Below are 24,664 nucleotides of genomic sequence, written 5' to 3'. Positions count from 1 at the left end.
AACTATAGGTTGGCAAGTTATCTTAGCCATTCTTATTATGTGTTATTTAATATGGTTTATCGGAAAACAAATTACAAAAATGAGTAAACGTAAAAAGAAATAATAATTCTCATGTAAACATTCAATATTATAAATATCGAAATGAAAAACGCCAATCCGTGAATTGTAAACTCATGGATTGGCGTTTTTGTTTTGTTAATTATGATCTCAACGTGGCACCTTGTTGTTCTAGTGCTTTTAGTATTTGATTGTGTACAGCTGTAACTTTTTCTTCAGTTAGTGTGTCATTAACATCTAAGTAATCTATACGGATAGCTACTGATTTCTTGCCTTCTTCCATATGTTCACCTTCATAAACGTCAAATACTTCTGTATGATTTAAGATTTCTTCACCATTTTCATTAATAGTATTAATTAATGAAGAAGCTGAAACTTCAGTACCTACAACTAAAGCAACATCTCTTGATACACCTGGGAATCTTGGTATAGGTGCATATTCAATTTTACCTACTGGATGCTCTAATATTCTAGTGAAGTTTAGTTCAAAAACATACGTACGGTCTAAATCATTTTCTTTCTCTACAGTTGGATGCAGCTCTGCAATTAAGCCGATTACTTCATCATCTAATTTTACATATGCTGTTCTACCTGGGTGTAATAAATCTACTTTAGTAGTTTCAAATGTAAAACGTACATTTAATTGTTCTGCAATACGTTCCACGATGCCTTTTACTAAATAAAAGTCTACTGGTTCATCTTTTTGTTGCCAACGGTTACCTGAATATTGTCCTGTTAGTATTCCACTTAAGAACTCCACTTCAGTTGGCAACTCATCTTGACCGTTACCATAAAAGACTTTACCTAATTCATATAATGCTACATTTTTATTCTTTCTAGCAACGTTATAACGTGTTGCATCAATCAATCTTGGTAATATGCTTTGACGTAAAACAGCTTGATCTTCACTCATAGGCATCATCAACTCAACGACATCATGTTGATTGATTGTAAATTGAGTAGCTATATCTTTACTCACTAAAGAGTATGTTATCGCTTGGTCTAAACCTGCACCTTCTAGAATTTCTTTTACTTTACGTGTTTTTAGTTGATTATCTGTTAAATAACCTGCTGTAGCATTTTCAAAGTTTGGTAAAGTTGATGGCAATTGGTCGTAACCGTAAATTCTCGCTACTTCTTCGATTAAATCAGCTTTAATTGTAATATCATTACGTCTTGAAGGAACAGTTACTTCAAAGTCTTCACCTGTAATATTAGTAGTGAAACCTAAACGATTGAAAATTGTATCAATCTCGTCTGTCGATAAATTAAATCCAATTAACTCATTCACATCGTGTGTTGAAATACTGATTACTTTAGAAGTTGCAGGTAAAGTTCCGTCCGATACAACTTCGTTTAACACTTTTGCTCCTGCGATTTCTTGTAATAAATAAGCTGCTCTATTTAATGCCTCAAGTACTCTTTCACTTGCAACACCTTTTTCGAATCGATTTGATGCTTCACTACGTAGACCTAATCTTCTAGATGTTTGACGAATATTAGTTGCATTGAATAATGCACTTTCAATTACAACGTTCACAGTGTTTTCTGTTACTTCAGAAAAATCTCCACCCATCACACCAGCTATTGCGATTGGTTCTTTACCGTTAGTAATTACAATGTCCGAAGTTTTTAAAGTTCTTTCAACATCATCAAGTGTTGTCATTTTTTCTTCCTCTTTAGCATAACGAGCAACAATTTCTTTAGAACCAATTTGATCTTGATCAAACATATGAAGTGGTTGACCGTATTCAAGCAATACATAGTTCGAAACATCAACTACATTATTGATTGGACGAATACCTGATTTCATTAATCTTGATTGTAGCCAAGTTGGTGATGGTTCTATCGTGACATTTTTAACTATTCTAGCTGAATAAAACGGCACCGCTTCTGTATCTTCAACAGTAATTGATAGTTCATCAGAAGCTTTTGCACTGGTTTCATTAACGTTTGTATTTGGATACTTAATATCTTGACCATACAAAGCACTAACTTCATGTGCAGCGCCTAGCATACTTAAGCAATCAGCTCTATTAGGTGTTAAATCAAAGTCCATTACTTGATCATCTAATAATAAAGCTTCTAACGCATCATTTCCTGGTGTTGGCTCATTTGAAAATACATAAATACCGTCTGCATACTTTTTAGGTAAGACGTTTTGATCTATACCAATTTCTTGTAGAGAACAAATCATGCCTTCAGAAACTTCGCCTCTTAATTTAGCTCTTTTAATTTTAACCCCGCCAGGCAATCTTCCACCGACTTTAACAACAATAACATGTTGGCCTTCATCGACATTTGGTGCACCACAAACAATTTGTACATGTTCTTCTTCACCAACATCTACTTTACAAATATTTAATTTATCTGCTTCTGGATGTTTTTCTTTAGAAACGACGTGACCTACGACTAATTTCTTAATATCTTTACTATAGTCCGTAATGCTATCTACTTCTATACCACTTCTTGTTATTTTTTCTGCTAGTTCTTCAATACCAGCATCTATTTTTATAAATTCATTTAACCATTCTTTACTTACTAACATTACGCTTCACCACCATCTTCTACAGGCTTAAATTGTTCTATAAATCTCACATCATTAGTATAGAAGTGTCTTATATCCTCAATTCCATATTTCAACATAGCTAATCTATCTGGCCCTAATCCGAATGCAAATCCAGAATATTTATTTGAGTCAAACCCAGCCATCTCTAATACGTTAGGATGTACCATACCTGAACCTAATACTTCTATCCAACCAGTTTGTTTACACACATTACATCCTTTACCTTTACATTTAAAACAGGATACGTCTACTTCAACTGAAGGTTCTGTAAATGGGAAGAAGCTTGGTCTTAAACGTATTTCTCTATCTTTACCAAATAATTTACGTACTAATAGTTCTAGAGTACCTTTTAAATCACTCATTTTAATGTTCTCTGCAACTACTAATCCTTCGATTTGAGTAAATTGATGACTATGTGTTGCATCATCAGAATCTCGTCTATAAACTTTACCTGGACAAATAATTTTTACTGGACCTTTACCATTTCTTTTTTCTAAAGTTCTAGCTTGAACTGGAGATGTGTGTGTACGCAATAAAACTTCTTCTGAAATATAGAAAGTATCTTGCATATCTCTCGCTGGATGTGATTTAGGTAAATTTAAAGCTTCAAAGTTATAATAGTCCGATTCAACTTCATAACCTTCAACGATTTCATATCCTAATCCAATAAATAAATCTTCTAAATCTTCGTTAATTTTAGTCAGAGGATGTTTTGCTCCTAATGCCACTTTTCTACCAGGCAAAGTTACATCTATTGTTTCATTCTCTAGTTGTTCATTTAACGCTTCTTCTTCTAATAATTCTCTTTTAGATTCAATTTCAACTTCAACAGCGTTACGTACTTCGTTAACTAATTGACCAAATTCTGGTCTTTCTTCTTTAGGTAAATCTTTCATTTCTTTCATCAAACTTGTAATAACGCCTTTTTTACCTAAGTAATTTACTTTAACATCTTGTAATGATCTTTCAGCTTTAGCTTCGTTTATGCGAACAAGCGCTTCTTGTCTTAAATCTGAAAGTTTCTCGCGTAATGACATATATATCCTCCTATTTAGTCGAAAAAAAAGACTTCCACCCCTCAATAATAGAGGGACGAAAGTCTTCCGTGGTACCACCCAAATTTATACATACTCATGCATACACTTATATGTTGATAACGGATCTACATTCCGACTTAAATTTCTTTAAGTTGCCAAAAGGATGAAAAAAATTAAGTCACAACATAGGATTTTTCAGTCACGAATCCATTCCCTTTCATGCGCGAACATTAATTTACGTCCTTTTATTAGCTCATATTGATTATGAAATCATTATATAAAATTATACATGAATGGTCAACCTCTCAAGTGATAGAGTAAAATACCACTAGATACAGCTACATTTAAGCTTTCAGCTTGGCCATATATAGGTATAATTAAGTTCTGGAATGTTTCCTGCAATAATGATTCATCAACACCACTGCCTTCATTACCCATAATTAAAGCAAAATTGTCTTGTTTTTCAACAGTGTTATATGGCACTGCGTTTTGTAAACTCGTTCCAAATACTTTGCCATCAAACGATTGTATAAATGTTAATAAATCTTCTTCAATGATTGGCAAATGGAACACGCTACCTTGTGATGCTCTTAATACCTTATCTTGATAAGGGTCTGCACTGCCTTTAGAATAAATAACTGCATCCATACCAGACGCATCTGCATTACGAATAAGTGCCCCCATGTTTCCAGGATCTTGTACTCTATCTAAAATAAGCACTTGTTTAAAAACATCTGCTTCGTAATTTGGAATATCAACAACAGCGAATATACCTTGTGGTGTAGTTGTGTCCGACAATGCTTCAGCTACTTTAAAATTTATAATATAAGCATTTTCCGCATAATCTATAATTTGTTCATCTAATCTTGAAAAATCTACTGATAATAAAGAATTTATTTTTAGTTGACTGCGAAATGCTTCTTCAACTAAATGATAACCTTCAATAAGAAATTGCCCTTGTTTTATTCTGTCTTTCTTTTTCTTTAATTTATTAATTTGTTTTATTTTATTATTTTGTGCTGAAGTGATTTCTTCCATATAATCTCCTCGTGTTTACGTAATCTTATGTATCTATTATATATGATAACCACATATTTTCATATAAATAAAAAAACGCCCTTAAAAAGGACGTTGTAATATAACTTATTATTTAGAAACGACTTCTTTACCTTTGTATGATCCACATGCTTTACATACACGGTGAGATAATTTCATTTCTCCACAGTTAGAACATTCTACCATGCCTGGTACTGAGATTTTGAAATGAGTACGACGTTTTCTTTTAGCTGCTTTTGAAGTTCTTCTTTTTGGAACTGCCATGTTTAATTCCTCCTTAAATTTTATAAACACTAGTTCGATTATTTTTCATCATCGAAGAATTGTTGTAATTTTTGAAGTCTTGGATCAACTTTACGTTCACTATCTTCTTGATCTGAAGTTTCAGTTGATTCAATTTGATCTTCGCCAATAACTTCCCAACCATTGCCTGCCATTGAAATATCTTCACTACCTTCAGAAAATACGCGTTGTGGCTTTTCTAAAATAACGAGTTCTTCGATAATCGGTAATAAATTAATCATACCGCCTTCGACTTTATGTCTAAGACCGTCTTCTTCTTCATCACCATCGCTAAACTCATCTAATTCGAATATTTCCGTTGAAGTAGTATCAAATGGTAGATCTACTGGCTTTAAAGTACGGGCACATGGTAACGTCAATACACCGCTAATGTCAAGATTGACAATTATCTCATGCATTCGCACTTGTACGTCTCCTGTTACTTTTATTGGAGATATATCGATAAGTTCATCTACTCGTTCAGTAAGATATTTCATATCGATTTCTTTATCAAAAGTAAATGGTTCGTCTTGGTATTTATTAAGTTGTGTTATTGACCACTTCATCTAGGTTCACCTCTTACAAACACAAAAATTATTGTAACCTTAACGACAACGTTTGTCAAGATTTTTTCTTAACATTCATTATCTGATACAATACTAATGATGAAGTGAAATGAGGGGAATTGCAAATGAAAAGTATTGCTTTAATTACAGAGTATAATCCGTTTCATAATGGCCATGTTTATCATGCTGAACTATCTAAAAACATAACAAACAGCGATGTATCAGTCGCTGTTATGAGTGGATCGTTTACGATGCGAGGAGAACCAGCAATTTTGAATAAATTTCAACGTGCTAAAATGGCTGTTCAATATGTAGATTTAGTAGTGGAATTACCACTTATTTATGCGATATCTTCCGGAGAACTTTTTGCTCAAGGTGGTGTTGATATAGCAGAACAATTTAAATGTAATTATTTATCTTTTGGTAGCGAGTCAGGAAACATTAATGATATTAAAGAGACTATTAGTCAAATTGAAGATATAAAAAATGATATACGATATAAGGAAATGATTAAAGAAGGAAAATCTCACCCTAGAATCATCTCTGAATTAATTCAAGATTCAAAGTTATTATCAGGCTCTAATAATTTATTGGCTATAGAATACGTCAGACACATAATAAACAACGACCTTAATATCGAACCAGTGACTATACAACGAAAAGACAACTTATTTCTAGATTCAAGCTTAAATCAACGCTCACACATTTCCAGTGCAACCTCAATAAGAAACGCATACTTTTCAAATGATGAGCAATATAAACTAAGTTTACCTGAATTTAGCACTAACTTATTAAGTTCACATAAAGGTGTAAACTGGGGTGATTTTTTCCCATTATTAAAATGGACTATTTTGAGATCAAGTACAGAAGAATTACAAGAAATTTATATGATGACTGAAGGGTTAGAATATAAACTAAAGAAAGAAATACAAGATAGTCAGACTTTCGATGAATTCGTATCGCGCATTAAATCAAAAAGATATACTTGGACGCGTATTCAAAGGTTACTAACTGCTACTTTACTAAACATCAAAAATATAGATGTAAACTCTTATAAACCACAAGCAATTCGTGTATTAGCAATGTCCGAACAAGGTAGAAAATACATTAAAGAAATACAAGAGTCATGCCCATTACCAATTATTACTAATGTTAACAAAAAGTCTGCTTCGTATTTTGAACATGAGATTAAAGCCACATCTTTATACCAGTATGTATCTGGAGAATCAGAAACAGACTTTAATCAACATGTTTATATAAAAAAATAGTGAAACTTATTTAATGGAAATAAACTTCGTGCTTTAGTATATATCGCATGAAGTTTATTTGTTGTTCTCTCGTTTTTCTTTTAAAGCTTTATTTACATTGGCGGGAACAAACTCCGAAACATCTCTATCGTATTGCGCTACTTCTTTTACAACACTAGAACTAATAAATGAATACTTATTATTAGTCATCATATATAATGTTTCTATATCATCATCTAATTTTTTATTCATAGATGTTAATTGCATTTCATATTCGAAATCACTTACAGCTCTCAATCCTCGAACAATTGTTGTCGCATTGATTTCCCTACAAAAATCAACGAGTAAGCCGTGGAATGTATGTACTACGATATTAGGTACATCTTCGACCGCTTCTTTTATTAATGCCACTCTTTCTTCATTTGTAAATAAACCTTTTTTCGAAGAATTTTTTAATACCGAGACATGTACTTCATCAAATATTTTAGCGCTTCTTTTTATAATATCTATATGTCCTAAAGTAATTGGATCGAAACTACCTGGGACTACTGCTATTTTTTTAGACATCGTTCTCTCCTTTTGTCAGCAACATAACATGTGTAAGACCATATTCATACTTTTTAAAGATTTCAAACTGACGTGTATTTATATTTTCTGATTTATCAAATTCACAAACAATTGTACCATTAGCACTTAATAAATTAAATTCTTCAATTTTTTCTAATGATTTATTTATAAGGTCTTTATTATAAGGTGGATCTAAAAATATATAATCAAATTGAATTTCTCTTTTATTCAATGCTTTTAAAGCTCTAATAGCATCATTTTTATACACTTCATACTCTGAAGCTGGGATTTTGAGTAAATTCAAGTTTTCTTTTATCATTTTTGTCGCTTTAAAATTGCCATCTACAAAAATAACTTTGTTTAATCCTCTTGATAATGCTTCAATACCTAACCCACCACTTCCTGCAAACAAATCTAAGCCAAGCCCGTCAACGTCTTGTAAACTATTGAAGATACTTTCTTTTACTTTATCGGTAGTTGGTCTTGTAGATTGGCCTTCAATTGTATTTATATGTAACCTTTTATATTTTCCACCAATAACTCTCAATTGAATCAACTCTTTCTTTATTTTAAATTATTAACTATACTAATTATATATTATATGAAAACGAGGTTTACCTTATGAAGCAATCATTTATTGTCATTGGACATGGATTAACGGATTTATTTGAATTTCAAACAATCATTGAATACAATCACGAACGTATTTCTGATATTTTGATGCTCCACACGCCTTTATCTGAAGAGAAGCTATCAACAGCTTGCATAATTATGAAACCGACTAAAGAGAACCATTTTCAAGCAATCTATACAATATTAGAAGGCATAAGATATCCGTATCCAGAATCTAACAAAAAATTCGATTTAATTAATCAATGGGCAAATGAATATGACATAAAAGTAAAAGGTCTAGACGTAAAGTCACGGTCTGAATTCGCAGAAGATGAACTTTACTTCACTTACTTAAAAGGTGTATTGAGACTAGAACGTTACTTGCCACCGTTACAATAAATTAAAAGTTCAAATATTCTTTTTTCTCAACATTTTTATTTGAATAATCTCTCTTAACACTCTTAAATGGTGACACTTTCACATCTTTAACATATTTTAATTTCATTAGATGTTGGATAGTGTCATCTATTTTATCTTCATTTGTATAAAGCATGACATATTGTTCTTTTTTATGAGAATAATAAATATTCCCGAATTTACGTAATTGTCTTTCATGTTTCATATTTTTTAAATAGACAATAATACTAATGCGTTCTACTAGCTCCATGACAATATCTCCCTTCATGTTTTATTTTTATATTAGCATTTTATATATGATGTTGAAAGAAGATAATCTTGCACTCATAACTTACATGCTTTTATATCACATACCAATTTGATAGAATATATATATAAGTCTTTAATTGCATTTCGAAAGGATTGGATAAAATGTCAAAAATTAATTTAATGAAAGCAACAGGTCTTATCGGAGGCATAGCTGCAGGTTCTTGGCTTATTACAAAAGCTACTAGTGAAGTTAGACCTCGCAAAATCAAACCATTCTTTACTCAACCAGCACCTTATATTTTCGCTCATCGAGGTGGGATGGCTTTAAGACCAGAACATACCCGTCTAGCTTTTGACCATGCATTAAAATACAATGTAACTGGTTTTGAAATTGATGTTCGTTTAACAAAAGATGAAGTCTTAGTTGTTACACATGACGAAACGGTAGATCGAACAAGTAATGGTTCTGGCTTAGTAGCTGATCACACTTTAGAAGAGTTACGTCAGTTTGACTTTGGATATCACTATAAAGATATCAACCATGAACATCCTTATAGAGGCGATAAAAAAGCCAAAATCGTTACGCTTAAAGAATTATTAACAGAATACCAAGATGTGTTAGTAAACATCGATATCAAGGACCACCCTGAATCTTATGCTGGAAGTTTAGCACCTTCACACTTATTCCGATTAATATCAGAATTAAAAGTTGAAGATCGTGTAAATATTACAAGTTTTTATGATGAACAAATAGAAAGATTTAATTTATACGCTCAAGATACTATTTCATTAGGTACAGGACAAAACGAAGTAACAAAAGCATATACTGCTTATCATTCTGGTTATGGACATGTTTACCAACCTAAAACTGATACATTCCAAATTCCTGTAAATGCAAAAGGTCTTCCACTTGATTCAGAAGGCTTTATTCAATATTTAACTTCACTGAATATTGCCGTTGGTTATTGGGTTATTAATCAAATAGATATTATGGATGACTTAATTCAAAAAGGTGCACATACTATCGTTACAGATAGACCAGATACAGCACACTTCTTAATTAAAAAACAATATTAAACATAAAACAGTCCGAGACATTTATATATGTCTCGGACTGTTTTATTAAGAACAACCGCATGAACCGCCTGTTGAACATCCTCCACCGTGACTCTCACTAGTAAAGAATGGATTACCTGTATCTACTTTAACATTGTTTGATATAGAATAAGATACAATGCTTACAACTTCATCCAATAAATTCTGTAATTCTGTTTCTTTAGTTTTAAAGTTGGAAACGACTGGGTGCATTTCGTATTCTCTCTTCTGCTGTCTTGTTTCTTTCATTACTCTATTATAATCAGGATGATATCTTCCAAACCTTAAACAATCATCATAGTGTGACTTGATTTGATCAAATTTCTTTCTTAAAATCTTTACTTCTAAATCTGTTTCTAATTTATATTTAGCTTCTCGATAAGCTTGGTAAATTTCTGATTCCATAATACAAGCACTTAGTTCATCGGATTGATCTAAAATATTAGCTGTTTCAACTGTGAACATCCCAATGACCTCCTTATTATTTATTATCTTTGAAGACAAGTGAATAATATTCTCGAGAATTACCTGCACCAAATTCATCGTATTGACTTCCAAGTAATTTCTCTCTATAACTGTTGTTATTCAACCAACTATTAACAAGTGTTGGCATATCATAAAAATTATATGCTAAGTTTTGGTTGATAGCGTTATATTCAATTTTTTTATCATTGATATGTTTCATTATACCATCTTCTAAAGTTTTTACAGCCTCTTCTTCATCAACGTCACTATCAATCAAATCCGCTTCCATTTGAGTAATATAAGTTAATTGATCATTTATATCTAAAGGTGTTATTCCTTTTAATTCTCTATACTCATTTACAATTTCTAATAAAGTTAAATCTTTATTAATATGTGTTTGGAAATCTTGTTGATCTGCACGTTTTAATTTTTTATCTTTATTTGAAACTTTAGACATAGAAAATGGCGCTTGTTCAACAATTATGTCTGAATCCATAAATTGAACACCCATAACCTCATTTGTTTCGCTATCAATTAATACCTGTGCATAAACATCACCATATTTAACTAATAATTGAGTTTTGATGTCCCTTTCTGATAATTCAATTTGATAATCACCATACGAACTATTTATGTTTGGTTCCATATCTATGTTAGTACCATTAAATAATTTAGTAGCATCTTGTTTAATTTTAATTGGTGATACATCTACTTTTTCACCAGTTGCAAATACAGATGATACTTTATTATTTTTGGTTGAAACTAAATAATAATGTTCCTTATTTTTAAAGACATAATTCTTTCTATCGTGCTCTGCCTTATATACCCTATCTGGTTGACCTAAATCTTTAATGACATCATCTATACTACCATAGACATAAGTCCCTACGCCCTCTTTCAACTTAGCATTACCTGTGGACTTTTCAGCTTGTTTCTCATAGTAATTTTCACTTGCTTTATCATGTGAGTAGTTTGGGTTCTTTAAGACATCAAATTCTAATTTAGGAGAATAGAATAAATAAAAGAGTACAATGATTAAAATAGCGATTGCTATTACTTTAATGATAATATTCTTCAACTATTTACCTCCTCTTTTTACTCCTAATAATGATTATATCATTTTACAGTAAAGTTTTTAGTTAAATCAATTGAAATGTGAATATTTATGTTAAATTTAAATGTACATTGCAACATTGAAGCTTTTATCATAAAATAAACTTAAAGGTACTTAGAGGGAGGAAAATTACATGGTATTTGATAATACAGGTCTTGAAAAGGTTATCATCGAACAAGAACTATTGCAAGATGTTATGAATAAACATGGTTTTGTTGCAGGCGGACACTGGGACTATGAACGTATTACTTATGATTTTAAATATGAATTAAGTGAAGGCATATATTATTTAAGAGTTCCAGGTTATGCACTTAAAGGGGACGTTGGTGCAAAAAGTGCAACACTCCAATTGATGGATCCTTATTTAGGTAAACATTATTATCCAACTGGCGTTGAGTACGGTGATGATGAAGTTTATCCAGATAACTTAGTTGCTCATTGCAACTTACTAATTGAACGAATTACGTCAGATATTAAAGCTTTAAACACATTAAGTACACAATAGAAAACAACTTTGAACAGTAAATTAAGAGACGTGATTTTTTCACGTCTCTTAATTTATATCTACATCTAAAATTGAGAGGTACATTTATGAAAAAATGGATTAATAAACGGAATATAAGTATATTTATCATCGCAATATTAACAATTTTATTTATTTATTTTATCATCCCGATTTCTATACCTTTAATCACAGCGTTCATTATAGCGCTAGCTTTTAACCCACTCATTAAAAGACTAACTAACAAGATTAATAGTCGTAAATGGAGCGTTATAATTATATATACATCCCTACTAACAATAAGCGGGTTCATAATCTATTTGTTTTTAACAAAACTAATAGACCAAATTGTACTATTCATTAAAGATTTACCTAATAAAATAAATAAATTAATAAAAGTAATCGAACAATATAACGACAAAATGAAAGCAGTATTACCTGATGAAATGGCTACTACCATTAACAAAGAATTACAAAATTTTGTCGCGTCTATGAGAGACTCTATTTCTCATTATTTTAGTGTTGAAAATATTACTGAAGTCGTTTCCTCCTTACCAGGATTCATAATTAGTCTAGTTGTCTTTCTCGTTGCATTATTTTTATTTATGCTAGAAATACCTAATATTCACAAATTCATAAAGAAGCATTTATACCCAAATACTTATACTCAAGTTATAACAATCTATAATAAAATAAGTCATTCAATACTTGGTATGATTACAGCCACAGTTATACTAAGTTTTATTACTTGGGTATTCACATATATAGGACTATTAATTATAGGTGTAGATTCTGCATTCGTTATAAGTTTATTAATCTGGTTTATAGATATATTACCTATTGTAGGTGCTACAGGATTTACAATACCATGGGCAGCATACGCTTATATTGTAGGTGACCCCACTCTTGGCATACAACTCATTATTCTATCCATTGTATTACTCGTCCAAAGAAAAGTACTGGAACCTAAAATTTTTGGTACAGGTGTTGGATTAACTCCTTTACCAACACTTATTTCTATGTTTATAGGATTAAAATTAATGGGATTCCTAGGATTCTTTATCGGCCCACTCATTTTAATTGTTATAAAAACAATATTAGAATCCGGTTTAATAAAAACAGACTTTAAAATATAAATTACAAAAGAGTGGGAAAGAAATCTCATTTTATTAAAAAGATTTCGTAGTCCCAACCCCGCAATGATGACTAGGTTAAAAAATGCTCGATATAAGTGAATTTTAACCCTAGTCAGCTACTGCCATTAAAACAAAGAGGCTGAGACATGTATTTATGTCTCAGCCTCTTTGTTTTAATGGATTTATTGCTTAATCCCTTTTAGTTTACACATCAATATTCAATTTCTAGACTTATACTAAACTTAAGAACCAAGTATTGCTTTAATCATTGATGTCGTTTCTCCACCATGATAGAAAACATATAATAATAGATATACAGCTACGCCTGTAATTGCTGTAGAGAACCATATAATGGATGTTACTGGTCCAAATTTACGATGAAGATCTAATTTATCTTTTAAGCCAAGATAAATTGTAATAATCCCCATGATTGCTCCAATCGTAGCTAAAGTAATATGGAATATTAAAAATAAAGTGTAGTAAATTTTAATATTGTCTGGACCACCAAAAGAGGTATTTCCAATAAATATTGTTCTACTAGCATAAATAGTAAAGAAAATTACTGCTGCTACTGCTGCTGAAAGCATGAATTTTTTATGTGTTTCAATTTTTCTTTGTGCAATAAAATACCAGCCAATAGCTACTAAAATTGCACTCAATACTATAAATGTTGTACTAATTGTTGGTAATATAGGTAAATTCATGTTTTTACATCCTATCTAAATTGATTGTATAACGCTTTTTGTTCTTCTAATTTTCTTAAGCTATCTTCTGTAATTTGACTTTCATTTTTGCGTTCATATCTGAACCATCTTACAAAGATAACGTATAAATAAATACCAAATACAATTTCTTGCATCACCTTCATAATAACCCCACCAGTTTGTTGGTCTTCTAATGGTGAGAAGTTTGTAAAGTATTCAGGCCCTGAAATACCAGCCCCTTGAACAACACTGTTTAAAGTATCTGCTGGTACACATAGAGTCATAGCTCCTAACCATGCCTCTCCTGAAGTATATGTGTCATACATAGCACTATTACTAAATATAATTAAACCACATGACGGTGTCAATAGAACGCCTATAAAGAATATATATAGAATCTTTTTGATGTTAGTCATATGCTGTGCATCTGGTATATGCTTGTTGAAAATTGGATGCCACATAAACCAAGCACTTATAAATAGCAAAATAGTATACATGTCATGTAAAACGATATTTTGCTTTAATGTATCTAAAACAAGTGGAATATGATAGACAGAGAACAACCCGTTAAATAAGAAAATAGCTAACAAAGGCTTCGTAAATAAACTTACAATTTTATTTACTACAGGTAATTCTTCTACATATTTCACAATATACTCAGGTATTGCATAAAACATTAATGGTGCAATAATTAAAAATAATATGGCCATTTGAAGCATATGGAAACTAAAAATAATATGTGATAGTAAATCTATTGGCCCACCTTCAAGTAGATAGATTGCTAACATAAGTACAACAAATAATGTTGCTTCACCCTTTTTTAAAGGTCTTCCCCCTGGAATATCTTTATACCATTTACCACAAATCAAAAAGTATAAGATAATTACACATAATACGCCTATAAAAAAGAATGGTGTCCAATTCGCCCAAAAACCAAACATTGATATTGAAGTTAAACCACCCATCTTTAATACACTTCCTCATTAAGTCATTATCTTTATTATATGATTTAATAAGCGCTTAAACAACCCAACTCAAAAATTAGTTATGACAATGATATGACCAATATAATACTTTTTACTATAAAATAAAGACCCAAAACTTATATAACAAAGTTTTGGGTCTTTAAATATTATTTATTTTTAACGAAAATAGGATCGCCTATCCAAACAATATAAATGAATGTTACAACGAATGATAATCCGAAGAATAAACCTACAACCATAAACAGTTTAGATACACCATGTTTTTCAGCTTTCATATGCATGAAATAATAGAATTGTAATACTACTTGAAGTACAGCTAATCCTAGTATTACAGGGATAACAAATTCTTTTGGTAACTCTGCAGCTACTAAAGCGAAGGCAACAAATGTAACAAAAATCATTATTGCAAAGTTAGTAACTTGCATACGCATTTCTTGAGTACTTTTACGTCTCTTGTATGATCTTAGCGCTTCTGCGTCATGATTAACTTGTTGATTCATATTATCCTAACGCTCCCATCAAGTATACTACTGTGAAGATGAACACCCATACTACGTCAATAAAGTGCCAATACAAAGCAGCAGTATTAAATTTGTGTGCATTATAAATACTTAACCCTCTTGCTCTGTTTCTAAGTACAAGTGCTGTTAACCACACTAAACCAATTATTACGTGGAAACCGTGTGTTCCTACTAAGAAATAGAATGCGCTACCGAAAGCACTTGAACGGAATGTATGACCTTGTTGAACATACTCAACAAACTCATAAATTTCTAAACCTAAGAAACCTAAACCTAAAAGGACAGTAATACCAATCCAGATAAATACACCTTTAGCATTAAAGTTTCTTAAATGATACAAAGCATAAACACTAGTTAATGAAGACGTTAATAATAACATCGTCATTACGAACGCTAATGGAAGATGGAACAAATCTTTAGCTAATAAGTGATCTTCACTTGGCACAGCATCTTTCAAAGCTAAGTAGGTTGCGAATAATGAAGCGAATAATGCGACTTCACCACCAAGGAATACCCAAAAACCAACTATTTTATTCTTACCTTCCATTGATGCTGTTTCAGGATGATCTGGCCAATTTTCAGCTGTAAATTTTACTTCTTCATGTGCCATTAACGCTCACCCCTTTCATATTCAATTAACTCTTGTTTAGTTATATGATGACCGTGGTCATCTTTAAGTGATCTGTAGATCATGCTGCCTGCAGTGATTGCCAGACCGAAGATTAACACGTAAACTGCCCATGGTTTTTCGTTTAACCCTTTTACTGCTTCTAATGCCCATTCTTTACCATCAGCAAAGTACATTGCACCAAATGCAGCTACGAATAAACCGAAAGCTTGTAAAAATGGTATGAATGAGTTGTTAGGCATGTGAATATCATCCAATGATTCAGCAGGTAATATTTTTCCATCGCCTTGTTTTTTCTCAATCCAAAGAGCATCTAAACCACGAACTAAAGGTACTTGCGCAAAATTATAATGTGGTGTCGGAAGTGGTAAAGCCCATTCTAGTGTACGTCCGTCGCCCCAAGGATCTCTTCCAACTTTTTCACCTTTAGCTAATGTCGTAATAACGTTTATTGTTTCAACAATTACAGCGATTGCCATTAGCAAAGCACCTATTGAAGAAACTAAGTTAGGAATATCATATCCTTGTCCTGGTAAGTATGTAAATACTCGGCGAGGCATTCCCCATAGTCCTAAGAAGTGCTGAATTAAGAATGTTAAGTGGAACCCAGTGAAGAAGAACCAGAATCCAATTTTACCTAATGTTTCATTTAACATCTTTCCAGCTATTAATGGGAACCAATAGTGTAAAGCTGCTAATATGGCAAACACGACACCACCAACAATTACGTAGTGGAAGTGAGCAACAATAAAGTATGAGTCATGTAATTGATAGTCAGCAGGAGCTGATGCTTGCATGACACCTGTTACCCCACCCATAACGAATGATGGAATAAAGAATAATGCATATAGCATTGGCGTTGTAAATTCAACACTACCACCCCAAACAGTTAATAGCCAGTTGAATATTTTAACACCGGTTGGTACGGCAATTGCCATTGTTGCAACTGCGAATATAGCGTTAGCTACTGGTCCTAGGCCTACTGTAAACATATGGTGAGCCCAAACCATGAATCCTAAGAAACCGATTAAAACAGTAGCAAATACCATTGCAGAATAACCGAATAAACGTTTTCTAGCGAATACAGGTATAATCTCTGAGAATATACCGAAAGCTGGTAATACTAAAATATAAACTTCTGGGTGTCCAAATATCCAGAATAAATGTTCCCAAATTATTGTGTTACCACCTTGTGAAGCAATAAAGAATGACGTTCCAAACATTCTATCGAATATTAATAAGAATATACCGATAGTTAACGGTGGGAATGCGAATACGATTAATGTTGAAGCAACAAATGTTGTCCATGTCATTAGTGGCATACGCATATATGTCATACCAGGCGCTCTCATATTAACAATTGTAGCAACAAAGTTAATACCAGCGATTAAAGTACCTGCACCAGAAATTTGAAGTCCTAGTGCATAGAAGTTAATACCATGTCCTGCAGATTCAAGTGACAAACTTGCATAAGATGTCCAACCTGCATCTGGAGCTCCACCTAAAATCCATGATAAGTTTAAGAATATTCCTCCAAATAAGAATAGCCAGAAACCTAATGCATTTAAGAATGGAAACGCAACATCTCGAGCACCAATTTGTAATGGAACAACTGCGTTCATATAACCGAATAGTAATGGCATTGCGGCCAAGAATATCATAGTTGTACCGTGCATCGTAATGATTTCATTAAACAGTCCAGCTGAAACAAAGTCGTTCTCTGGCACTGCTAACTGGATACGAATCAACATTGCTTCTATACCACCGATAGCAAAGAATAATCCTCCAGCTAATAAATATAAAATAGCAATTTTTTTGTGGTCGACTGTTGTTAAATAGTCCCAAATAGTCGATCCAAACCCCTTTTTACTTTGAGTAGACACTAGAGTAACCTCCCTTTCAATTCTTACTTATCAACTTTTCGTTCCATTAAGTAGGCAGATAAAGCATCGATATCTTCATCAGAAACTTTATATTGATCAGTCATTTTATTACCAGGCTTAATGCTTTCAGGGTCTTTAATCCATTTTTTAAGGTTCTTTTCATCATGGTCTAAATATCCAGCAATTAGATCACGGTCACCAAAGTTTGTAAGGTTAGGACCTTTAGCTTTCTCACCTGTTGGTGTAACAGCATGACATCCAGCACATGATTTATTAAATACCTTTTCACCTTCTTTAGCTTGACTAGATGTCGCAGCTACAGGTTTCTCAACAGATTTCATATCTTTAACCCATTTATCAAAATCATCTTTAGGTAGAGCTTTAACTTTAAAGTCCATTAAAGCATGTGAAGGTCCACATAACTCAGCACATTTACCGTAGAATAGATTTTTAACTTCTTTTGCTTTATCATTATTAAATTCTAAGTAGAATTTATTAACGCCTTCTACGTTAGTATCTAATTTACCACCAACTGCTGGCACCCAGAACGAGTGTTTTACGTCAGCTGAATGTAATCTGAAGTAAACTTTTTGATCAGTTGGAACAACAAGCTCTTGACTGGTAACAATTTTTTCATTTGGATAACTAAATTCCCACCAATAAAGATTAGCAGTTACATCAATAACAAGCTCTTTACTCTTACCTTTTTCGTCGACTTTATCAATCGCTTTAGTATCACCTAGTGAGAATGTAAGCATCACTGTAGGTATAGCTAAGATAATAAGTAAAATAACAGGAATGATTGTCCATACTAATTCTAATTTGTGATTACCTTCTACGTCTTTAGGAACAAAATCTTCACCTAATTTTTTACGACGGAATTTAATCATCGCAAGTAAGAAAATAATAACGACTACAATAATAACAAGTAACATAATGCCTATTGAAAGCATTAATAAAAAGAATTGTTTATCAGCGACTTCCCCTGCCGGGCGAAGAACTGATAAATGTGGTTGACCACAACCTGCTAGAACAAACAGCAGGGCGATAAGTAAACCGAACATTTTCGTGTTTTTTAAACGTGTCTTCATTCGTTTAACCCCTCTTTCATGCATTCATTCATATTTAATTATATTAATTGTACGACAGTAACAATGACTGTCATAACAAAGAAAATAACAAGGTAATTTAAAGAAAAAACAAACATACTCGTAGCCCATTTTGATTTGTTAATTTCTTTTTTAAATCCAGATAAAGCTAATAGTAACCAAGCTATATTAAGTAATGAAGCAATAACTACAAAAACAGTACCTAATTGCGCCATTAAGAATGGTAAAGGTAATAATAGTACTACCCATAACAACATACTTAAGCGTGTTCTAGTAAAGCTTTTGACAGCTGGTAGCATTGGTATTTTCGCTAAAGCATATTCGTCTTTTCGACGATAAGCTAATGCATAGAAGTGCGCTGGTTGCCAAGCAAATAATACTAAAAATAGCGTCCAAGCAAGTGGACTTAATGTTTGATCAATGCTTGCCCAACCAATCAATGGTGGTATCGCGCCAGGAAAACTACCTATTACAGTATTCCAAACTGTGTGTCTTTTAGACCAAATTGAGTATAAGACAACGTATCCGAAAATCCCCAGTAATCCAATAATACCTGTAGGAATGTTAATCATAAATAATAAGATCTCACCTACTATCATTAAGCCAAAGCTTAATTTAAGTAAATTATTGTTACTAATTCGTCCATTAACAGTTGGTCTTTTTTGTTTAGATGGCATGATGGAGTCGATATCTTGGTCGTAGTAATTATTGATCGCACAAGCGCCACCCATAATGAGTGTAGAACCTACAATCATTAATAACACAACTGGCAAGCTGTGGAAGAAGTTGAAACCACCAAATACAATCGCAAGCCAAGCACCCGCAAACGCAGGTATTAAATTCCCTTGAACAAGTCCCATTTTAATGATGGCTTTAATTTCATATAACGTTAGACGACTTTTATCTATATCTTTTTCGGACGTCACACTATATTGATTTTGTTGCAATTTTGTCCCTCCTTCCGTTATCTCTCACATATATATTCAATGATATATGAAAATTGTCACATAATCTATACATTTTTGAAACAAAATTTTGACATTTTTATACTTCCCTAAAAATTGAGTTCATTAAAAAGTCATTATTGTGTAACATTTACAATGGGTATTCATTGTTATACTATAGATATTAGTGTTTAAATTAGAATCGTATTAATATAATAATTATTGTTAATACGTCTTTCTCTTAAATTCTATCATATTTTTTAATATAAATAAGGTTTATTTTAGAATAAAGCCCATTTTATATTAGTTTAAATATGGATTATAATTTTATTAGAGGTGTTCTTATTGTTTAATGACAAATTTTTAAAATGGCTAGCTACATTAGCAACAATTGTTATGCTGTTTGTGCAGTTAGGTGGCGCTTTAGTAACCAAGACTGGTTCTGAAGATGGTTGTGGAAGTTCTTGGCCATTATGTCATGGATCTGTTATACCATCGGACTGGCCAATTGAAACGATAATTGAATTAGCCCATAGAGGTGTATCAGGTTTAGCACTTATTCTTGTCGCTTTATTAGCTATTATTAGTTGGATAAAATTAGGACATATTAAAGAAGTAAGACCTTTATGTATCACAAGTATAGCTTTTATATTATTACAAGCACTTATTGGAGCTGCCGCTGTAATATGGCAACAAAATGATTTTATACTTTCATTACATTTCGGAATATCTTTAATCAGTTTCGCATCCGTCCTATTACTAACACTAATTATTTATGAAGTAGATAAAAAATTCGAAGCAACTAGTTTAGTGATAGATAAACACTTAAAAATACACACGTATGCCGTAACTTTCTTTATATACTTTGTTATTTATTCAGGTGCGCTTGTTAGACATGCTAATGCTAGTCTTTCATGCTTAAGTTGGCCATTGTGTCATAGCGGTAGCACTGGATTACCACAAACATTTTATGAGTGGGTTCAAATGTCTCACCGAGCCCTAGCATTTTTCATATTTATATGGATACTCTATATATTCATTTACGCTTTCAGAAATTATGCTAAATATCGTGTAATTAAGTACGGTTGGACTTTAGCATTTATACTAATTTGCTTACAGGTTACAACAGGTGCGTTGTCTATATTTACAAGAGTTAATATATTTATAGCATTGTTCCATGCATTGTTCATCACAATGTTGTTTGGATTACTATGTTACTTCATAATGTTGATTCTTCGTTCTAAACGACGAAATCAATAAATAATAGAATTTGCTTTATCTTTTAAGCAAACAAAAAAGCACGTACCTATGAAATTCATGGTACGTGCTTTTTATTTGTATATAAATATTTTGCTATTCAGCTTTATCTATTGTAATGATTAAATCATGGGTCTGAATACTATCTCCTGAAGAAACATAGATGTTAGAAATCGTTCCATCAAATGGTGCTTGGATTGTTGTTTCCATCTTCATTGCTTCAGTAATAATCAATGCATCACCTTGTTTAACTTCATCACCTTTGCTCACTTTTACTTCTGAAATTGTTCCAGGCATTTGCGCACCGATGTGAGATTCATTACTTAAATCTGCTTTTTGAAGAACAGCATCAGATACTTTAACATGTTCATCTTTAACATATACTTTACGTGGTTGACCGTTCAACTCATAATAAACCCAACGATGTCCATCTTCATATACGTGTCCGATAGATAATAGTTTAACGATTAATATCTTACCTTTATCAATCGTAATCTCAACTGTTTCATTCTTAGCCATTCCGAATAAGAATGTAAGCGTATCTAATAATGATAAATTACCAAAACTTTCGTAAGTCTTAATGTATTGTTCATATACTTTTGGATAAATAGCATAACTAATAAGATCTTGTTCTGTTACTTCACTTTGTTGTTTCTCTTGTAATTCTTCTCTTAGACTATCAAAGTCTACTGGTTCTAATAATTCACCCGGTCGTTTTTCGATAGGCGTTTGACCTTTTAATATAACTTTTTGTAACTCTTTATTAAAGCCGTTTACCGGTTGTCCAATTTCACCTTTAAAGAATGAAACAACAGATTCAGGGAAGTCTAATGAGCGACCTCTTTTAATGACACTTTCCTCATCCAAATCGTTTTGAACCATGTACAATGCCATATCCCCTACAACTTTAGATGATGGTGTAACTTTGACAATATCTCCGAATAATAAATTAACACGCTTGTACATGTCTTTAACTTCATTGAAACGTTCACCTAATCCTAGGCTCTTCGCTTGTTGACTTAAGTTTGAATATTGTCCACCAGGCATTTCATGTTGATAAATTTCTGTATGTGGTGAACGAATGTCACTTTCAAAGTCAGAATAATAGTTTCTAACTGTATCCCAATATTGTGAAAGTCTTTCTAAACCATCAATATTCGTTCTTACATCTCTTTCATTACCACTTAAAGCATAATATAAAGAGTTCGCTGATGGTTGAGATGTTGTACCACTCATACTAGCTACTGCTGTATCTATTACATCAACACCTGCTCTTATAGCACTCTGATAAACCAATAAACCATTACCACTCGTATCATGAGTATGTAAATGTATAGGAATATCAATATGTGTTTTTAATTCACCGATTAATTCATGTGCAGCTTTTGGTTTCAATAATCCAGCCATATCTTTAATTCCTAAAATGTGTACACCTTCACTTTGTAGTTCTTTAGCTAAATTAATGTAATAATCTAACGTATAAACGTTTGATCTTTCAGGGTTTAAGATATCACCTGTGTAACATATTGCTCCTTCAGATATTTTACCTGATTTTTGAACCGCTTCATTGGCTACTTTCATTTGATCTAACCAGTTTAGAGAATCAAATATTCTAAATACGTCGATGCCTGCATCTGCACTTTCTTTAACGAATTTTTCAATTACGTTATCAGGATAGTTTTTATATCCAACAGCATTAGATGCTCTTAATAACATTTGGAAAAGAATATTAGGGATTTTTTTACGTAATCTCGTTAATCTTTCCCATGGGTTTTCTTTTAAGAAGTTATAGGCAACGTCAAATGTTGCACCGCCCCACATTTCTAATGAAAATGCATCATTTAAATATTTAGCTGTTTCTGGTGCTATTTGTAACATATCATAAGTACGCATACGCGTAGCTAATAATGACTGATGCGCATCTCTAAAAGTAGTATCTGTTAACAATACTTCTTCTTGTTCTTTAAGCCATTTACTTACACCTTCAGGACCGTGTTGTTCTAATATTTGTTTTGTACCTGATAAAGATGCAATTTCTTCATTAGAGATTTCTTCTAGCCTAACTTTTTCGAAGTGCGGTTTTTCACGCTTTCTAACACTTGGAAAACCATTAACTGAAATATTCCCAATGTATTGTAAAGTTTTAGTACCTCTATCTCGTGAAGGCGTAATATCAAATAACTCTGGGTTATTTTCTAAGAATTTAGTTGTATAACTACCTTTAGCAAATTTCTCATGATTTACTACATTGTATAAGAATGGGATATTTGTCTTAATACCTCTAATTCTCATCTCTTTAAGAGAACGAAGCATTTTTTCTGTTGCTTGTCTCAACGACATAGCATGTGTAGATACTTTAACGAGTAATGAGTCATAGTAAGGCGAGATTTCAGCACCTTCAAATCCATCACCAGCATCAAGTCTTACACCGAAGCCGCCACTTGAACGATACGCAATAATTTTACCAGTGTCTGGCATGAAATCATTTAATGGATCTTCAGTTGTGATACGACTTTGTATAGCATATCCTAGCGTTTTGATATCTTCTTGTTTAGGCATTTCAATTTCATCGCCAAATAAAGATTCACCAGCTGCTACTAAAATTTGTGTTTTTACAATATCTATACCAGTTATCATTTCAGTGATTGTATGCTCTACTTGTACACGTGGGTTAACTTCAATAAAGTAGTATTCATCACCTGATACAAGAAATTCAACTGTTCCCGCATTTACATATCCTATCTTTTTCATTAAATGTAGTGCTGAATTACATATACGATGTCTTAACTCGTCACTCAATGAAACTGATGGTGCTACTTCAACTACTTTTTGATGTCTACGTTGAACTGAACAATCTCTTTCGAATAAATGAACTAAATTACCATGTTCATCTCCGATAATTTGCACTTCTATATGTTTAGGTTGATCTATGTATTTTTCCACATAAACTTCACTATTCCCAAATGATTTTCCTGCTTCAGATTTAGCACGTTGGTATGCGTCTTCTAACTCACTTTCACTATTAACAATACGCATTCCTTTACCACCGCCACCTGAGATAGCTTTAATGATAATTGGAAAACCACTTTCTTTTGCAAATGCTTCTACTTCTTCAAATGATTCAACTGAACCATCTGTACCAGGAATGACTGGTAAATCTGCATCTAGTGCTGTTGCTCTCGCTTTAACCTTATCCCCAAACATATCCAAATGTTTAAGTTCTGGCCCGATAAATTTAATACCTTCCTCAGCACATCTTTTAGCAAATGTTTTATTTTCACTTAAGAAGCCGTATCCAGGATGGATAGCGTCAACTTCTGCTTTCTTTGCTACTTTAATAATTGCTTCAATATCTAAGTAACTTTCCGTTGGTCCTAAATCTTCATCAACTAAATAAGATTCATCCGCTTTATACCTATGTAAAGCTCCCAAATCTTCATTCGAATAAATTGCTACTGTTTCAATATCTAATTCTGTTGCAGCCCTAAATATTCTAATCGCAATTTCACCACGATTGGCTACTAATAATTTATTTATTTTGCTCATAATTTGAAGGCTCCCCTCAATGTATTTGAATTTTCAAAAAACGATGTATTAGTCCATTATATAAAAAAAACGCATTACATTCTACTGTAATACGCTTTTTTTATAAAATTTATTA

The 24,664-nt window shown here is 32.3% G+C and carries 24 protein-coding genes; 6 read left to right on the top strand and 18 right to left on the bottom strand.

Annotation, left to right across the window (positions count from 1 at the left end; all coding sequences use genetic code 11):
- Positions 1-199 precede the first annotated feature (199 nt).
- From pheT to ACO6VN_RS04435, 5 genes are all read right to left on the bottom strand, one after another.
- Positions 200-2,605 carry a phenylalanine--tRNA ligase subunit beta gene (gene pheT, locus ACO6VN_RS04455; protein ID WP_216683116.1) on the bottom strand — a complete coding sequence of 802 codons (2,406 nt, stop codon included), beginning with the start codon at positions 2,603-2,605 and terminating at the stop codon, positions 200-202.
- Positions 2,605-3,663 (bottom strand): phenylalanine--tRNA ligase subunit alpha, encoded by a 1,059-nt coding sequence (pheS, locus tag ACO6VN_RS04450; RefSeq protein ID WP_064204092.1) that lies wholly within the window; start codon positions 3,661-3,663, stop codon positions 2,605-2,607. The genes pheT and pheS overlap by 1 nt, the downstream gene beginning before the upstream one ends.
- A 297-nt stretch (positions 3,664-3,960) precedes the next feature.
- Positions 3,961-4,701: a TrmH family RNA methyltransferase gene (locus ACO6VN_RS04445; protein ID WP_422404279.1), complete on the bottom strand. Its 741-nt coding sequence runs from the start codon at positions 4,699-4,701 to the stop codon at positions 3,961-3,963.
- Positions 4,702-4,809: 108 nt separating this feature from the next.
- Positions 4,810-4,983, bottom strand: coding sequence for a 50S ribosomal protein L32 (rpmF, locus tag ACO6VN_RS04440; protein ID WP_017000511.1), 174 nt, complete (start codon positions 4,981-4,983; stop codon positions 4,810-4,812).
- 38 nt (positions 4,984-5,021) lie between these two features.
- A complete protein-coding gene (locus tag ACO6VN_RS04435) occupies positions 5,022-5,567 on the bottom strand; it encodes a YceD family protein (RefSeq protein WP_103268818.1) in 546 nt (181 codons plus the stop codon).
- 125 nt (positions 5,568-5,692) lie between these two features.
- Between ACO6VN_RS04435 and ACO6VN_RS04430 the strand changes: the two genes are divergently transcribed.
- On the top strand, positions 5,693-6,835 hold the full coding sequence (locus ACO6VN_RS04430; RefSeq protein WP_194200860.1) for a nucleotidyltransferase: 1,143 nt from the start codon (positions 5,693-5,695) through the stop codon (positions 6,833-6,835).
- A gap of 54 nt (positions 6,836-6,889) precedes the next feature.
- Here the strand turns inward: ACO6VN_RS04430 and coaD are convergent, their stop codons facing one another.
- Both coaD and rsmD read right to left on the bottom strand, forming a co-directional pair.
- The gene (gene coaD / locus ACO6VN_RS04425; RefSeq protein ID WP_064204094.1) at positions 6,890-7,381 is read right to left on the bottom strand and encodes a pantetheine-phosphate adenylyltransferase; all 492 of its coding nucleotides are present in this window, start codon (positions 7,379-7,381) and stop codon (positions 6,890-6,892) included.
- Positions 7,374-7,937: a 16S rRNA (guanine(966)-N(2))-methyltransferase RsmD gene (rsmD, locus tag ACO6VN_RS04420; protein ID WP_228082792.1), complete on the bottom strand. Its 564-nt coding sequence runs from the start codon at positions 7,935-7,937 to the stop codon at positions 7,374-7,376. The genes coaD and rsmD overlap by 8 nt, the downstream gene beginning before the upstream one ends.
- Before the next feature lie 65 nt (positions 7,938-8,002).
- On the opposite strand from rsmD, the gene ACO6VN_RS04415 reads away from it, so the two are divergent.
- Positions 8,003-8,392, top strand: a complete 390-nt coding sequence (locus ACO6VN_RS04415; protein ID WP_017000506.1) for a DUF7147 family protein — start codon at positions 8,003-8,005, stop codon at positions 8,390-8,392.
- A gap of 1 nt (position 8,393) precedes the next feature.
- On the opposite strand, the gene ACO6VN_RS04410 is transcribed toward ACO6VN_RS04415, so the two are convergent.
- Positions 8,394-8,660, bottom strand: coding sequence for a YlbG family protein (locus ACO6VN_RS04410; protein ID WP_017000505.1), 267 nt, complete (start codon positions 8,658-8,660; stop codon positions 8,394-8,396).
- A gap of 161 nt (positions 8,661-8,821) precedes the next feature.
- Between ACO6VN_RS04410 and ACO6VN_RS04405 the strand changes: the two genes are divergently transcribed.
- A complete protein-coding gene (locus tag ACO6VN_RS04405; RefSeq protein ID WP_194200861.1) occupies positions 8,822-9,736 on the top strand; it encodes a glycerophosphodiester phosphodiesterase in 915 nt (304 codons plus the stop codon).
- A 45-nt stretch (positions 9,737-9,781) separates the two neighbouring features.
- On the opposite strand, the gene ACO6VN_RS04400 is transcribed toward ACO6VN_RS04405, so the two are convergent.
- Positions 9,782-10,219 (bottom strand): YlbF family regulator, encoded by a 438-nt coding sequence (locus tag ACO6VN_RS04400; RefSeq protein ID WP_017000503.1) that lies wholly within the window; start codon positions 10,217-10,219, stop codon positions 9,782-9,784.
- Positions 10,220-10,235: 16 nt separating this feature from the next.
- Positions 10,236-11,297 carry a CAP-associated domain-containing protein gene (locus tag ACO6VN_RS04395; RefSeq protein WP_017000502.1) on the bottom strand — a complete coding sequence of 354 codons (1,062 nt, stop codon included), beginning with the start codon at positions 11,295-11,297 and terminating at the stop codon, positions 10,236-10,238.
- Between the two features lie 169 nt (positions 11,298-11,466).
- On the opposite strand from ACO6VN_RS04395, the gene ACO6VN_RS04390 reads away from it, so the two are divergent.
- Positions 11,467-11,838: a YugN family protein gene (locus ACO6VN_RS04390; RefSeq protein ID WP_017000501.1), complete on the top strand. Its 372-nt coding sequence runs from the start codon at positions 11,467-11,469 to the stop codon at positions 11,836-11,838.
- 86 nt (positions 11,839-11,924) lie between these two features.
- Entirely contained in the window at positions 11,925-12,971 is a 1,047-nt protein-coding gene (gene ytvI, locus ACO6VN_RS04385; RefSeq protein ID WP_135032293.1) for a sporulation integral membrane protein YtvI, read from the top strand.
- Between the two features lie 242 nt (positions 12,972-13,213).
- Here ytvI and ACO6VN_RS04380 read toward each other — a convergent pair whose 3' ends face one another.
- From ACO6VN_RS04380 to cyoE, 7 genes are all read right to left on the bottom strand, one after another.
- The gene (locus ACO6VN_RS04380) at positions 13,214-13,675 is read right to left on the bottom strand and encodes a DUF420 domain-containing protein (protein WP_017001115.1); all 462 of its coding nucleotides are present in this window, start codon (positions 13,673-13,675) and stop codon (positions 13,214-13,216) included.
- Positions 13,676-13,686: 11 nt separating this feature from the next.
- Complete coding sequence (gene ctaG, locus ACO6VN_RS04375) at positions 13,687-14,640, bottom strand: cytochrome c oxidase assembly factor CtaG (protein ID WP_017001116.1); 954 nt, start codon at positions 14,638-14,640, stop codon at positions 13,687-13,689.
- A 167-nt stretch (positions 14,641-14,807) separates the two neighbouring features.
- Entirely contained in the window at positions 14,808-15,161 is a 354-nt protein-coding gene (locus ACO6VN_RS04370) for a cytochrome C oxidase subunit IV family protein (RefSeq protein WP_017001117.1), read from the bottom strand.
- A gap of 1 nt (position 15,162) precedes the next feature.
- Positions 15,163-15,792 carry a cytochrome c oxidase subunit 3 gene (locus ACO6VN_RS04365; protein ID WP_017001118.1) on the bottom strand — a complete coding sequence of 210 codons (630 nt, stop codon included), beginning with the start codon at positions 15,790-15,792 and terminating at the stop codon, positions 15,163-15,165.
- Positions 15,792-17,693, bottom strand: a complete 1,902-nt coding sequence (ctaD, locus tag ACO6VN_RS04360; RefSeq protein ID WP_017001119.1) for a cytochrome c oxidase subunit I — start codon at positions 17,691-17,693, stop codon at positions 15,792-15,794. Before ctaD ends, ACO6VN_RS04365 begins: the two co-directional genes overlap by 1 nt.
- A 23-nt stretch (positions 17,694-17,716) precedes the next feature.
- Positions 17,717-18,784, bottom strand: a complete 1,068-nt coding sequence (coxB, locus tag ACO6VN_RS04355; RefSeq protein ID WP_017001120.1) for a cytochrome c oxidase subunit II — start codon at positions 18,782-18,784, stop codon at positions 17,717-17,719.
- Positions 18,785-18,822: 38 nt separating this feature from the next.
- Positions 18,823-19,728, bottom strand: coding sequence for a heme o synthase (gene cyoE / locus ACO6VN_RS04350; protein ID WP_026023743.1), 906 nt, complete (start codon positions 19,726-19,728; stop codon positions 18,823-18,825).
- 363 nt (positions 19,729-20,091) lie between these two features.
- Here cyoE and ACO6VN_RS04345 point away from each other — a divergent pair, with 363 nt between their 5' ends.
- Complete coding sequence (locus ACO6VN_RS04345; RefSeq protein ID WP_017001122.1) at positions 20,092-21,006, top strand: COX15/CtaA family protein; 915 nt, start codon at positions 20,092-20,094, stop codon at positions 21,004-21,006.
- A 93-nt stretch (positions 21,007-21,099) separates the two neighbouring features.
- Here ACO6VN_RS04345 and ACO6VN_RS04340 read toward each other — a convergent pair whose 3' ends face one another.
- Positions 21,100-24,549 (bottom strand): pyruvate carboxylase, encoded by a 3,450-nt coding sequence (locus ACO6VN_RS04340; RefSeq protein ID WP_422404278.1) that lies wholly within the window; start codon positions 24,547-24,549, stop codon positions 21,100-21,102.
- Positions 24,550-24,664 lie beyond the last annotated feature (115 nt).

It is taken from the genome of Mammaliicoccus sp. JADD-157, from assembly GCF_049310805.1.
GTDB lineage: Bacteria > Bacillota > Bacilli > Staphylococcales > Staphylococcaceae > Mammaliicoccus > Mammaliicoccus lentus.
Note: the sequence above shows the minus strand (reverse complement) of the source record. Positions and strands in the feature narration are given on the sequence as shown.